Genomic DNA, 13,757 nt, shown 5'->3' with positions numbered 1-13,757 from the left:
CGTTACCGCTTCGCGACGCGCGCTTCCGCGGCGCGCAGCGTCGTCTCGAGCAGCGAGGCGATCGTCATGGGGCCGACGCCGCCGGGCACCGGCGTGATCCAGGCGGCCCGCTCCCTGACGGCGTCGAAATCGACGTCGCCCACCAGCTTGCCCGCGTCATCGCGATTCATGCCGACGTCGATCACCGTGGCCCCTTCCTTGATCCAGTCGCCGCCGATGAGCTTCGCCTTGCCCGCCGCCGCCACGAGGACGTCGGCCTCGCGGCAGAGCGCCTTCAGATCGCGCGTGCGCGTGTGGGCGATCGCGACCGTCGCGTGCCGCGCGAGCAGCAGCTGCGCCATCGGCCTGCCGACGAGGTTGCTCCGCCCCACCACCACCGCGCGGGCGCCGGCGAGCTCGACGCCCGCCTCGGCGAGCAGGCGCATGCAGCCGACCGGCGTGCACGGCGCGATGCCACCCGGGCGGCCCATCGCGAGCAGCCCTGCGTTCACCGGGTGGAGGCCGTCGACGTCCTTCGCGGGATCGATGGCGTCGAGCACGGCGTGCGCGCGGATGTGCGCCGGCAGCGGCAGCTGGACGAGGATCCCGTCGACGGTGTCGTCCGCGTCGAGCTCCGCGACGCAGGCGAGCAGCTCGGCCTCGGTCGTCGCGGCCGGGAGCGTGCGGAGCCGTCCTCGAATGCCGACCTCGTTCGACATCCGCTCCTTGCTCCGCGTGTGCGTCACGCTGGCCGGGTCCTCACCGACGAGCACCACCTCGAGGCCGGGGGGCCGACCGTGGGCGACCACGAAGCGCGCCACCCCCTCCCGCACCTCGTCGCGGACCTTCTGCGCGATCGCCTTGCCGTCCAGGATCTTCGCCGCCATGGCCGCGGAGCTTAGTCCAGCCGCGGCCGTCGCGGGGGGCTGCCCGCGGCGGCCCGGGGAGCGATCGTGAGGATGGCCGGCACACCGCCTCACGCCACGCGATCTTCCGGTTGACCCGTACGTCCAGCGTCTCTAGCCATGATCTGTGGACGCGCTGCACACCGATCTCTACCAGCTGACCATGGCGGCGGGCTATTTCCACCGCGGCATGGCCTCGCGCGTCGCGACGTGCGAGCTCTTCGTGCGGCGGCTGCCCCGGCACCGGCGCTTCCTTGTCGCGATGGGCCTCGCGCGGGTCGTGCGCTACCTCGAGGAGCTCCGCTTCACCGAGGAGCAGATCGCCTACCTGAGCGCGCTGCCCGCCCTCGCGGACGCGATGACGCCGGCGTTCTGCGGCTACCTGCGGGACTTCCGCTTCCACGGCGACGTCTGGGCCATCCCCGAGGGGACCGCGTTCTTCGCGAACGAGCCGGTCCTGCGCGTCACGGCGCCGCTCATCGAGGCGCAGCTCATCGAGACGTTCGCCCTGTCCGCCATCAACCACGCCACCGCGATCGCGTCGAAGGCCGCGCGCGTCGTCCTGGCCGCCGGCGACGCGGGGGTCATCGAGTTCGGCAGCCGCAGGGCACACCCGGAGGCGGCGATCGACGCTGCGCGAGCCGCGTACGCGGTCGGCTGTGTCGGCACCTCCAACGTCGAGGCCGGGATGCGCTTCGGCATCCCTGTGCTCGGGACGGCCGCGCACATGTGGACCATGGCTCACCCGACGGAGCAGGCCGCGTTCGAGGCCTACGTCGCCGTCTTCCCGAGCGCGGCGATCTTGCTCGTCGACACCTACGACACGCTCGTCGGCGCGGCGCGCGCCGCGGCGATCGCGCGCGACAAGCTGAAGGGGGTCCGGCTCGACTCCGGCGACCTCGCCGCGCTCAGCGTGGCCGTGCGCAGGATCCTCGACGACGCAGGCTGCACGTCGGCGAAGATCGTCGCCTCGGGCGATCTGAACGAGCACCGCATCGCCGAGCTCCGGCGCGCCGGGGCGCCGATCGATCTCTACGGCGTCGGGACGGACCTCGTGACGTCGATCGACGCCCCGGCGCTGGGCGGCGTCTACAAGCTCGTGGAGATCGGCGACGTCGAGCGGGGCGCGGGCGGAGAGCGCACGCCCATCGCGAAGTTCTCGGAAGGGAAGGCGACCCTGCCCGGCGCGCACCAGGTGCACCGCTTCCGCGATCGATCGGGGAAGCTCGCCCGTGACGTCATCTCGCTCGAGGCCGAGCCGATGAGCCCCGACGCCGAGCCGCTGCTCGTGCCCGTGATGGCGCGCGGCGCCCGGGTCGCGCCGCCCGAGGGGCTCGACGCCGTCCGGCTGCGCGCGCGCGCGCAGCTCGCCGGGCTCCCGGACGCGCTCCTCTCCATCGACGACGAGCCCGAGCAGGGCGCGCCCTTCGCGGCCGACGTGTCGCCGCGGCTCGGCGCGCTCGTGGAGGCGGTGCGCGCCCGCGTCGTCTCCGGCGCAGGACGGCGGTAGCGAGCGAGCCCCCTGGCGTGCGCGGCCGCGAGAGGCCGCGCGCCCCCCACGACAGGAGACGACGACATGGCGAGCGGTAAATGGCCCCGACAATCTTCGCCCCCGAGGGTGTTCGTCGACGTCGACGTGCAGCGGGACTTCTGTGAGGAGACCGGCGCGCTGTACGTGAAGGGCTCGCCGAACGCGCTGTTTCGGAGGCTCACCGAGCACGCCGTCGCGCACGGGATCCCCATCGTCGGCTCGGTCGACTCGCACGCGTGGGACGCGTGGGAGTTCGCGTCGAACGACACGCCGGCCCCCGAGGGCGGCAAGCCGGGCTTCCCCGACCACTGCGTGAAGGGGACGCCGGGCTGGCTGAAAGTCGAGGGGACGCTGCCGCCGCGCTACCGCTTCCTCCCCAACGTGGAGCGCGCGCCGATCGACGCGGCGGTGCGCGAGCTCGCGGCGCGCAGGAGCCACGCCGTCTACTTCGAGAAGGAGGTCTACAGCCTCTTCGCGAACCCGCTCGCCGAGGCGTTCCTGCGCGAGCTCGCCGCGGCGCTCGGCGACGCGCCGGAGCTCGTGGTCTACGGCGTGGCGACCGACTACTGCGTCCGCGCCGCAGCCCTCGGCCTCGCCCAGCGCGGCTACAGCACGGTGCTCCTGACCGACGCCGTCGCCGGCATCACCGAGGCCGGGGTCGCCGCCGCGCTCGCCGAGATGCAGGCCGCCGGCGTCACGCTCACGACGTCGTCAGCGCTTCTTGTCTAGGGAGGATCCAGCGGATCGCGCGGCGAGCCCGACCGGGCTCCCGCCGCGATCGCGTCAGCGGCCTTCCGGCGAGCCGGTCGCGTCCGGGATGCTCGGCTGGCCCTGGGCGCGCAGCGACCCGCAGAGGTCCACGAGCGGCTGCGGCTTGTCGAAGTGCCACCCCTGCGCGTAGTGGATGCCCATCGACGTGAGCAGATCGGCGATCTCCTGGTTCTCCACCTGCTCGGCGACGGTCTTGATGCCGAGCGTGTCGCCGATGCGGTGCACCGACTCCACGATCGCGCGGTGGAGCGAGTTGTCCTTCAGATCGCGCACGAACATGCCGTCGATCTTGACGTAGTCGACCGGCAGGCTCTCCAGGTAGCCGTACGACGCGTGCCCGCTGCCGAAGTCGTCGATCGCGAACCGGCACCCCATGGCGCCGAGCTCCTGCATGAACCACAGCACCTCGCCGAGGTTGGCGAGCGCCGCCGTCTCGGTGATCTCGAAGCAGATCTTGCTCGGCGGCACCTGCGCCCGGTGCAGCTGTTCGACGAGGAAGTCGAGCAGGCCCTCGCGCAGCAGCGACACGCCCGACAGGTTGATCGAGCACGTGTCGAGGCGCCTCAGCGCGTGCTGCGGCAGCGCGCCGATGAGCCGGAACGCCTGGCGCGCGACGTAGCGATCGATCACGTGGATCAGGCCGCTCTGCTCCGCCGCCTGGATGATGCCGACCGGCGAGTAGAACCGGCCGTCCTCGCCGAGCTGCCGCACGAGCACCTCGAAGTGCGCGCCGCGGGGCGTGTGCGCCGCGCCCGGCTTGATGAGCGGGTGGATGCCCTGCGAGTAGAGCCGGAGCCGCCCCTCGGCGAGGTGGCGCTGCAGGCTCGCGACCCACTGCATCGAGCGCCGGCTCGTCGTCATCTGCTGGTCGTCGAGGTAGACCTGAAGCCTCCCGCGCCCGTTCTCCTTCGCGATGCGGCACGCGTGATCGGCGGCGCCGAGCACGTCGACGGCCCGCTCGAAGTGCGGGGTCAGCACGACGAGCCCGATGCTCGCGCCGATCGAGAACGTCTTCTCCGCCCACCCGAACCGGAACTCGAGCAGGCAGATCTGCAGGTCGCGCGCGATCCGCTCCGCTTCCCGCTCGTTCTTGTCCGCGAGCAAGAGGACGAACTCGTCGCCGCCGATCCGCCCGGCCGCGTCCTTCGGGCCGACGATCTCGTGCACGCGCGTCGCGACCCACTGGAGCAGATCGTCGCCCGCCTCGTGCCCGCACGTGGCGTTCACGAGCCGGAAGCGATCCAGGTCGATGTAGCAGAGCGCGTACGGCGTGTTGTTCGCCCTGCAGTCGTTCAGCGCCTCCTCGATGCGATCGATGATCGCGTACCGATCGAGGAGCCGCGTCAGCGCGTCGTAGCGGGGCTTGGCCGGGTGGATCGGCAAGGGCCCCGGCGCGCCGAGCTCGCGGAAGAGGATGAGCTGCCCGGGGGCGGGCGGCGGCCTCGAGTCGCGCTGGCTCTCGCGCGTGGGCCGCCCCGTGAGCGTGCCGATCGTGTGGACGACGGGGATGACCGAGCCGTCGCGGCGCTCGAGCAGCGCGGTGTACCGCGCGGACGTCGGTCTACTCGCCGCAGCTGCCTCGGGCGCGGCGAGCGGCGCGCCCGGCGTGCGCAGCGCGCCCTCGTCGATGATCACCGGCGCGAGCGGCGCCACCGGCTCGCGCCGCGGCGTGAGCGCGGGCGGCGCGGCGACCTTCGCCGGCGCGCCCTCGTCGAACAGCTCCGTCATCTCTCCGACGTCGATGTCCGGATCTCCGCTCGTCGTCCCCGCCGCCGGGATCAGCCGGAGCACGCGATCGAGCAGCGCGCCGCGCGCCTCGACGATCGACCAGCCGGTCAGCCGCTCCGCTGCCCCGTTGACGCGCACCACGCGCTGCTCGGCGTCGACTTCGATCACGCCGACGTCGAGCTCGGACAGCCACGACGCGAGCTGCTTGTCCGGCGAGCCGCGGTGCGCGTCCGAGCGATCGAACGCGGCGTGCAGGCTCGACTCCGGCCGGTCATCGATCTTTGCCACCACCCCGTTATGGTAGTTGCATTCCCGGAGAAGCGGACTTCTTAAGCGCCGACGGCGAGGAAACTCGACGGTCGCAGACCCCCCTTCGAGGTAGGCTCGGGTCGTGGTGGTCACGAGGCGGGCAGGCGCTCCGGGCAGACGTGGGCGCCGGCGCAGGTCGCACCTTCTTCCGACGCCGGCCGCGCTCGACCGCAGGGACGACAAAGGTAGGTTTTGACGCGATGCGTTGTGATGCTGGGTCGAGATCAGGCAGCGGAGAGGCGTGCCGGTCGCTCCAGGGAGGGGGCTGAGGCGGCCATGGGGATCGTCCTGTTCGGGCTCACCGGCGGCCTGGGATCCGGCAAGAGCACGGTGGCGGCTCATTTTCGCGCGCGGGGGCTTCCGGTCATCGACGCCGACGCGCTCGCCCGCGAGGTGGTGGCGAAGGGTACCGAGGGGCTCGACGAGGTGGTGCGCGCCTTGGGCCCGGAGGTGGTCTCGCCGGACGGCTCGCTCGATCGCGCGCGTGTCGCAGCGGTGGTGTTCGCCGATCCGGACAAGCGCCGCCAGCTGAACGCGATCGTGCACCCGCGCATCACGGCGCTCACGCTGGAGCGCGCCGCCGAGCTCCAGGCGCAGGGTGAGCCGCTGGCCTGCTACGAGGCGGCGCTCCTCGTCGAGAACGGGGTCGCCGATGCGTTCCGCCCGCTCGTCGTGGTCGCTGTGCCCGAGGCGGTCCAGATCGCCCGCGCGATGGCGCGGGACGGCGCGACCGAACACCACGTGCGCGCCCGGCTCGCCGCGCAGCTCCCGCTCGCCAGCAAGGTCGCGATGGCCGACTACGTCATCGAGAACTCCGGCGATCGCGCCGCGATCGAGCGGCAAGCCGACGAGGTGCTCGCCTCGATCCGGGCGAAGCTCGGCGTCGGTCCCAGCGCCGCGCGCCAGAAATCGGGCCAGGATCCCTGACGCGGCATCCGCTGGATCACTGACTTGATGCGCAGTGCCCGGCGTGGAAACCTCGCGACCGGCCGATGACGTCGTTCAAGTCGAAGCTCGCGCGGCTCGGACCGCTCCCGGCGGAGCGGCGCGGCGCTGCGCCGCTCGCCGTCGCGCAGGCGTCGCTCGATCGCGGTCCCGCCGTGGACGGCGTCGGCTCCTCCGAAGCTCCTCCCGCACTGGCGGCCGCGGCGCCGGCTCCGACCGACGCGGCGCCGGCCGCAGCGTCTGCATCGCCCTCGACGGGCGTTGCTCGACCGTCGCTCGATGATCTGCGCGAGCGCATCTCCCGCATCGTCGCCCGGGGCGCGCCGCCGACCCCCAGGGCCGATCCCGCGCGCGGCGAGCTCCCCTTCCATGTCGAGCAGACGCCCGGGGGGCCGCTCTATGCGAGCCGCACCCGCTCGCTCGCGGCGGCCCGCGTCGGCCGCGCGCCGCTCGTCGCCGCGCGCGACGCCGACCCGGCCATGCTCGCGCTCCTCTCGCTCGATCCGGCGCTCGCCGGCTGCGACGTGCGGCGGGCGCTGTTCCTCGATACGGAGACCACGGGCCTCGCAGGTGGCACGGGCACCGTGCCGTTCCTGATCGGCCTCGCCTGGTTCGACCCCGGGGCGGACAGCGCGGGGCCGCTCGGCGAGCCTCCGTCCGACGGCTTCGTCATGGAGCAGCTCCTCCTGCGCCGCCTCGGCGAGGAGGAGCCCATCCTGCGCCGCCTCGCCGAGCGCCTCGCCGACGCCTCGATGATCGTCACGTACAACGGCAAGGCGTTCGACATGCCGCTCCTGCGCACGCGCTACGTGATGAACCGCCTGCCGCCGCCGCCGGAGCTGCCGCACCTCGATCTCGTCCACGTCGCGCGCCGCATCCACAAGGCCCGCCTGAAGAGCCGCACCCTCATCGCCCTCGAGCACGACGTGCTCGGCCGGGTGCGCGTCGGCGACGTGCCCGGCGGCGAGATCGTCGCGTGCTACGCCCACTTCCTGCGCACCGGCGACGAGGAGGCGCTGCTCGGCGTCGTCGAGCACAACGCCGCCGACGTCCTCGCGATGGTCGCGCTGGTCGGCCTCTACGGCGAGCCGCTCGGCAGCCTCGCCGCCGGCGATCTCGCCGGGGCGGCCGCGACGCTGCGGCGGGCGGGCGCGCTCGAGCGCGCGGCCGAGCTCGCGGACGCGGCCGTCGAGCGCGGCGGCGGCGCGGTCGCGCGGCGGGCGCGCGGCGACATCGCCAAGGCGCGCGGGGACAAGGCGCGGGCGCTCGCGGACTACGAGGCCCTCGCGGCCGAGATCGACGATCCCTCGGTGCGCCTCGAGCTCGCGAAGCTCTACGAGCACCATGTGCGCTCCTTCGCCCGCGCCCTCGAGCTGGCCGACCAGGGCACCGCGGAGCCCGAGCCCGCGCAGGCCCGCCGCCGGGCCCGCCTGCAGCGCAAGGTCGATCGCAGCGCCGCAGCGCTCGCGCTGCCGTTCGGGCAAGCCGCTGGCGCGGGTGCGGTCGACGGCGCTCCTGCGCGCCCGTGCTCCGAGCCAGCGGCGCCGCAGCGCGAGGGGGACGCGAGGGGGAGGGAGGAGTGAGCGGGCATCCACTACGTCCTCGCGCCCCCGCGTCATCGTTTGGGCGCCCAGGCGAGCCGATCGAGAAATCCATCGGTCTGGCTTCTCGCCAGCGCGGGCGTGGGCTAGGGTGGGGACGATGATTACCGTCGGCTGCGCCGGTTTTCCCGTCCCAGCGACGCGCTATTTCCGCGAGTTCATGTTCGTGGAGGTGCAGGAGACCCATGTGTCCCTCCCGGGACCTGGAACGATCCGGCGCTGGCGGCGCGAAGCTCCAGGCGGCTTTCGCTTCGCCCTGCTCGGCCCGCGCGAGATAGGGCAGGAGGGTTTTCGGGACGGCAAGGTCATCGAGACGGCGCTCAAGAGCATCGAGGCGGTCGCGGATGAGCTCGAGGCGAAGCTCGCCGTCTTCGTCGGCCCCCCGGAGTTCACGCCGACGCGCGCGAACAAGGCCATCCTGCGCGACTTCCTCGTCAACGTGAAGAAGCGCTTCGAGCGCGTCGTCTTCGAGCCTCCGCCCGGGTGGGATCCGGACGAGTGCGACGAGCTCACCCAGGAGGTCGGCGCGCTCGCCGCGCGCGATCCGCTGAACGCGGGGCTCTCGCGGCTGAAGGTGGCCTACTACCGCCTGCACGGTCCCGCGGGGCACAAGTCGCGCTACGAGGATCCGGCGATCGAGCGGCTCGCGGAGATCGCGCGCGGCGCGAAGCACGACGACGCGACGTACGTGTTCACGAACGTCGACATGTTCGCCGACGCGAAGCGCTTCAAAAAGGCGATGAAGCTCTAGAGCGGCGGTCGCCCGCTTCGGATACGGGCCCATCTCGACGTTTTCGGTGCTCAGCGTACGTGAGTACGCTTCCGCGCCGAAAACGCCGATCTGGGCCCGTCTCCTGTGCGGGTGACCGCCGCTCTTGGGTCGCTCGAGCGTCCGCCGCGCCGCGGGCGGCGTCGGCGTGTGCCACGCGAATGCGGGGGCGGCTCAGCCTTCGCCGCGCCCGAGCCGCCGGCGCTTCGGCCGCGTGAACAGCGCCATGGCGACGCTCGCGACCGCGGCGACGTACCAGGGGATGTCCTTCACGGTCCCGTAGACGGTCTGCGCGCGCATGAACCGGGCCTCGCCGAGGAGCGACTGCTCCTTGAACGTGTCGCTGTGCGCGACGACCCGCCCGACCGGGTCGACGATCGCGGAGACGCCGCTGTTCGTCGCGCGCACGAGGTAGCGGCGGTGCTCGATCGAGCGCATCTTCGCGAGCGCGAGGTGGATCCACGGCTCCGTCGAGTCGCCGAACCAGGCGTCGTTCGTGAGGTTGACGAGGAGGTCGGGGTCGCCCTGGGCGACCAGCTTGTTCACGAAGTGCGGCAGGATGTCCTCGTAGCAGATCATCGTCGCGAGCCTGTGGCCGTCCCACTCGAGCGGAGCGAGCGACGTGCCGGGGCTGAAGCGGCCCGAGTTCGGCGACAGCTTGTAGAGGTACGGGACCAGCTCGCCGAACGGGAGGTACTCGCCGAACGCGAGCAGGTACTGCTTGTCGTATCGACCGAGGATCTCGCCGTCCTTGCCGGCCATGAGCGCGGTGTTGAAGCTCACGCCGCGCTCGTTCCGGTCGGCCGGCAGCCGGTGGATGACCGTGCCGACCACCGTGGGGACGCCGAGGCGGCCCGTGAGCGACCGCTGGACCTCGCGCTGGTAGGCCGACTCGCGGAACGCTTGCGGCACGCCCGCCTCGCTCCACACGACGAGCTCCGCGCCCTGCTGCGCGAGCTCCCTGGTCCGGCTCACGTGGATCTTGAGCGCGTTCCGCCGGTCGAAGAGCGCGAGGTTCGGCTGGACGATCCCGATCTTGATCGGCTCGGCCGCGGCGACGGCCGCGTCCACGGCGCGGATCCGGAGGACGCCATACACGGCGGCGAGGGCGGGGGCGGCGATCCCCACCGCGACGACCGCGCGGTTCAGCGGGCGACCGCGTCGCGGCGGGCCGGCGTCGCGGCCGGCTTCGCCCGGCGCGGGGCTCGCGCGATCCAGCCGGAGCATCACGAGCTCGGCGATCGCGAGGTTCGCGGCGACCAGCACCAGGCCGACGAGGTAGGGGCCGCCGAGATCCGCGACCTGGCCCATCACCGGCGCGTTGTGGACCGAGGCGCCGTAGTACCAGGGGAAGAGCAGCGGAAAGACGAGCTCGCTCGTCACGAACGCGAGCGCGAAGGCCACCGAGCCTGGCCATCCGCGCGCCTCGGCCCGCCCGTAGAGCCAGCCGCACAGGGCGATCCTCCCGGCCTGGTAGCCGCAGAGGATGGCCATGAAGAGCGCGCAGAGGATCGTGGGGAATCCGCTGAACACGCGCAGCATCTCGAGCAGCCAGTAGAAGCCGGTCATCGTCATGACGAAGCCGGCGATCCAGCCGAGCAGCGCCGCGCGCCTGGGCGTCTGTCCGCGCAGCGCGACGATCAGGGGGACGAGGCCGAAGAACGAGATCGGCCAGAGATCCATCCCAGGAAACCCGAGGAAGTAGAAGAGCCCGCTGAGGGCCGCGAGCGCATAGGCGAGGCGCGCGGGCAGCGCGCGCGCTGCTCTTCCCGCGCTCGCCGGGGGGTCGCCCGCGCTGCGCGGCGCGTCCGGCAGCGGGAGGCTGGCGGTCTCTCCACCCCCGGCGTCTGCGACGGCAGCCTCGCTCTCTTGCTGGTGCGCGGTCGTCATCGGGAGCGCCCGGGGAAGGGAAGGCAGCGCGCCGTCGTGACGGCGGCGCGGTGGAACCTGGAAGGGCCGAGCATGGCGGCCCCCGTATTGAAGGGACGCTGTCGCTCCGTCAACCCGCTCGGCGCGAGCCTGGCAACCCGCTCGGCGCGAGCCTGGCAACCCGCTCGGCGCGAGCCTGGCAACCCGCTCGGCGCGAGCCTGGCAACCCGCTCGGCGCGAGCCTGGCAACCCGCTCGGCGCGAGCCTGGCAACCCGCTCGGCGCGAGCCTGGCAACCCGCTCGGCGCGAGCCTGGCAACCCGCTCGGCGCGAGCCTGGCAACCCGCTCGGCGCGAGCCTGGCAACCCGCACCGCAAACGAGCGCTCCGAGCGGACGACCCCGGCGCTGCGCGCGCCCGCGCAGCCTGGCCAGGCGGTGGAAGTTCGCGCAGAACGTGCCTGAACCCCCACGATCGCGACTACTATGCGCACGCAGAGCCCATGTCGAAGATCCTTCACATCGAGGACGATCCCGCGAACCGCCTGCTCGTCCGCAAGCTGCTCCAGAACGCGGGCTACGAGGTCCTAGAGGCCGCCGACGGGCTCGAAGGGGTACGTCTCGCCTGTACGCAGCACCCCGACCTCGTCCTCGTCGACCTGAACATCCCGGGCCTCGATGGATTCGAGGTCACCCTGCGCCTGCGCGGCGAGGCGTCGCTCGCCGGCGTCCCCATCGTGGCGATCACCGCGGAGGGCGACCGGGACACGAGCCTCGCCGTCGGCTGTGACGGCTTCCTCCAGAAGCCGATCGACGCGCGCTCCTTCCCGTCGATCATCGCCCGCTACCTCAGCGGCGCGCGCGAGGAGCTCCCCGCGTCCCAGGGGCCGCTCCGGCTGCGCGAGCAGAGCCAGCGCATCGTCGCCCACCTGGAGCAGAAGGTGGCCGAGCTCTCGCGCGCCAACGCCCGGCTCCGCGAGCTCGACGCCGCGCGCACCGAGTTCTACCGCAACATCTCCCACGAGCTCGCGACCCCGATGACCCCGATCGTCGGGTACGTGAAGCTGCTCGCCGACGAGGAGCTCGGCCCGCTCAACAAGGCGCAGAAGAAGGCGCTCCTCGCGATGGAGGACTGCGTCCGCAGGCTCCGCTCGCTCATCGACAACCTCCTCGACGTCACCGGCATCGAGACGGGCCGGATGCGCTTCATGCACTCCGAGTACGACTTCCTCGACACCACGCGGCGCGCCCTCGCCCAGGTCGCCGACCGCTTCGCCGAGGGGAAGGTCCAGCTCGTCGAGGAGCTGCCGCGCGGCCCGCTCCCCGCGTGGGGCGACGCAGGCCGCCTGCAGCGGGCGATGATCCAGCTGTTCGAGAACGCGGCGAAGTTCACGCCGGCCGGCGGCACCGCGGGCGTGCGGGTCACCGTGCTCCAGTCGGGGCACTACGAGCTCTGCGTCGCCGACACCGGGCCTGGGGTCAAGGCGGACCGCCAGTCGCGCATCTTCGAGCCGTTCTATCAGGTCGACGGCTCGGCCACGCGCGCCTACGGCGGCGTCGGCGTCGGGCTCGCGATCGCGCGGCGCACCGCCCGGGGGCTCGGCGGCGACGTGCGCGTCGCGTCTCCCAGCAACGAGATCATCGAGGGGGAGACGCTGACCGGGGCCGCGTTCTACCTGACGGTCGCCCGGCGAGCGCCCTTCCAGGACGATGGCAGCTCCCCCGGTCGGCTCGGCCCGCCCTCGTCGCCTCCCACCGATCCCTCATCGTCCATCTGATGCACCCGGCCGCTCGCGCCATCTACCTCGACTGGAACGCCACGACGCCGCCGCACCCCGAGGTCCTGGCGGCGATGCAGTCCGCGGCGGAGGTGGCCTGGGCCAACCCTGCGAGCGTCCACGGACCCGGGCGTCGGGCGCGCGCGTTCATCGAGCAGGCGCGGGAGGCGGTCGCCCGGCTGACGGGCTTCGACGCGCGCGACGTGATCCTCACCTCGGGCGGCACCGAGGCCAACAACCTCGCGCTCTGCCACGCGTTCGACGAGCGATCCGGGGCGCTCGTCGTCTCGCGGATCGAGCACCCGTCGGTGACCCGCGCCGCCGAGGCGCTCGCCGGCCGCGGCGTGCACGTCGCGTGGATCGATCCCGAGCCGTCCGGCCGCGTCGCGCCGGAGGCGATCGCGGGCGCCGTGGATCGAGCGGCGGCCGTCGCGCCGGTGCGGCTCGTGAGCCTCCAGGCGGTGAACCACGAGACGGGGGTCGTCCAGCCGATCGCCGAGGCGGCGGCGATCGTCCACGCCCGCGGGGCGCGCCTCCATGTGGACGCCGTCCAGGCGGTGGGACGCCTCCCGCCGGAGGCGTGGGCCGGGGCGGATCTCGCGTCGATCGCGGCCCACAAGATCCGCGGGCCAAAGGGGATCGGCGCCCTCGCCGTCCGGCCGGGCATCCGGCTCCGGCCTGTCCTGCTCGGAGGCGCCCAGGAGCGCGGGTTGCGGCCCGGGACGCAGGACCCGCTCGCCGCGGCCGGCTTCGCCGTGGCCGCCCGGCGCGCGATCGGCGGTCCTGCCCGCTACGCAGCGCTCGCCCCGCTCCGCGATCGCCTCGAGGCCGAGCTCGTCGAGATCGGGCGCGCGGCCGGCGCCGCGCCGATCCGCAACGGGGACGGCGACCGCGCCCCCCACATCACGAACCTCTCCTGGCCCGGCTGGCGCGGCGACGAGCTCTGCGCCGCGCTCGACCTGGAGGGCGTCGCCGTGTCCAGCGGATCGGCCTGCAGCGCCGGGACCGCCGAGCCTTCCCCGGTCCTCACGGCGATGCTCGGGCCAGAGCGCGCGGCGTCCGCCGTGCGCTTCTCGATCGGCGAGGACACGGCCGAGGCCGACCTCATCGAGGCCACGCGCCGCGTGGCCCGCGTGCTCTCCCGCCTGCGATCGCTTCGAGCCGGAAGCTGAGCCGATCCCGTCGCTTACCGGGAACCCGTCGATTCTTGAACCATCCCTCGAGCCATTCCGGATAAGCGCGCAGAGAAGGGTGAGTCCACAGGGGTATCTCTTCGTAGCGATTGAGCTTTTCGAGGGGGCTGTGGATTCTTTAGGTCGATCCATTGAATGGATCGAATCGGTCGTCTTGCTGTGAGCCTGTTCAGCGTTCGACGAGGTGCTCGACTTCGCTTCAGGTTCTGTTTGTATCCATTCGAATTTATTGTCAATTTTGTTGATGTAAGGAGTCGGTCCGCGGCGCCGCCCGGCGACCTCGCGGCGCGCGATCACGCCGGCTCCGGACGCATCGATCGAGGGCCGTCCAGGCCAGCTCTCGGATGAGCTCGCGCTCGACGCGCGGTGGTGCTGCCAGGCC

Annotated in this window: 10 protein-coding genes; 7 read left to right on the top strand and 3 right to left on the bottom strand. The window is 72.7% G+C overall.

The window, feature by feature from the left end; genetic code table 11:
• Window positions 1-2: 2 nt before the first annotated feature.
• Window positions 3-866, bottom strand: coding sequence for a bifunctional methylenetetrahydrofolate dehydrogenase/methenyltetrahydrofolate cyclohydrolase FolD (gene folD / locus WMF12_RS19760; RefSeq protein WP_437873090.1), 864 nt, complete (start codon window positions 864-866; stop codon window positions 3-5).
• Window positions 867-1,011: 145 nt separating this feature from the next.
• On the opposite strand from folD, the gene WMF12_RS19755 reads away from it, so the two are divergent.
• Both WMF12_RS19755 and WMF12_RS19750 read left to right on the top strand, forming a co-directional pair.
• The gene (locus WMF12_RS19755) at window positions 1,012-2,394 is read left to right on the top strand and encodes a nicotinate phosphoribosyltransferase (protein ID WP_437873089.1); all 1,383 of its coding nucleotides are present in this window, start codon (window positions 1,012-1,014) and stop codon (window positions 2,392-2,394) included.
• Between the two features lie 66 nt (window positions 2,395-2,460).
• The gene (locus tag WMF12_RS19750) at window positions 2,461-3,144 is read left to right on the top strand and encodes a cysteine hydrolase family protein (RefSeq protein WP_437873088.1); all 684 of its coding nucleotides are present in this window, start codon (window positions 2,461-2,463) and stop codon (window positions 3,142-3,144) included.
• 54 nt (window positions 3,145-3,198) lie between these two features.
• On the opposite strand, the gene WMF12_RS19745 is transcribed toward WMF12_RS19750, so the two are convergent.
• On the bottom strand, window positions 3,199-5,202 hold the full coding sequence (locus WMF12_RS19745) for a putative bifunctional diguanylate cyclase/phosphodiesterase (RefSeq protein ID WP_437873087.1): 2,004 nt from the start codon (window positions 5,200-5,202) through the stop codon (window positions 3,199-3,201).
• Window positions 5,203-5,499: 297 nt separating this feature from the next.
• Here WMF12_RS19745 and coaE point away from each other — a divergent pair, with 297 nt between their 5' ends.
• From coaE to WMF12_RS19730, 3 genes are all read left to right on the top strand, one after another.
• A complete protein-coding gene (gene coaE, locus WMF12_RS19740; RefSeq protein WP_437873086.1) occupies window positions 5,500-6,150 on the top strand; it encodes a dephospho-CoA kinase in 651 nt (216 codons plus the stop codon).
• 65 nt (window positions 6,151-6,215) lie between these two features.
• The gene (locus tag WMF12_RS19735; RefSeq protein WP_437873085.1) at window positions 6,216-7,751 is read left to right on the top strand and encodes a ribonuclease H-like domain-containing protein; all 1,536 of its coding nucleotides are present in this window, start codon (window positions 6,216-6,218) and stop codon (window positions 7,749-7,751) included.
• 118 nt (window positions 7,752-7,869) lie between these two features.
• Entirely contained in the window at window positions 7,870-8,520 is a 651-nt protein-coding gene (locus WMF12_RS19730; protein WP_012236337.1) for a DUF72 domain-containing protein, read from the top strand.
• A gap of 192 nt (window positions 8,521-8,712) precedes the next feature.
• On the opposite strand, the gene lnt is transcribed toward WMF12_RS19730, so the two are convergent.
• Window positions 8,713-10,428, bottom strand: coding sequence for an apolipoprotein N-acyltransferase (gene lnt / locus WMF12_RS19725; RefSeq protein WP_437873084.1), 1,716 nt, complete (start codon window positions 10,426-10,428; stop codon window positions 8,713-8,715).
• Window positions 10,429-10,907: 479 nt separating this feature from the next.
• On the opposite strand from lnt, the gene WMF12_RS19720 reads away from it, so the two are divergent.
• Both WMF12_RS19720 and WMF12_RS19715 read left to right on the top strand, forming a co-directional pair.
• Complete coding sequence (locus tag WMF12_RS19720) at window positions 10,908-12,182, top strand: hybrid sensor histidine kinase/response regulator (RefSeq protein WP_437803314.1); 1,275 nt, start codon at window positions 10,908-10,910, stop codon at window positions 12,180-12,182.
• A complete protein-coding gene (locus WMF12_RS19715; protein WP_437873083.1) occupies window positions 12,182-13,354 on the top strand; it encodes a cysteine desulfurase family protein in 1,173 nt (390 codons plus the stop codon). Before WMF12_RS19720 ends, WMF12_RS19715 begins: the two co-directional genes overlap by 1 nt.
• Window positions 13,355-13,757: the final 403 nt, after the last annotated feature.

This window comes from Sorangium sp. So ce363 (genome assembly GCF_051520435.1).
GTDB lineage: Bacteria > Myxococcota_A > Polyangia > Polyangiales > Polyangiaceae > Sorangium > Sorangium cellulosum_B.
This window is presented reverse-complemented; position numbering and strand designations above follow the sequence as displayed.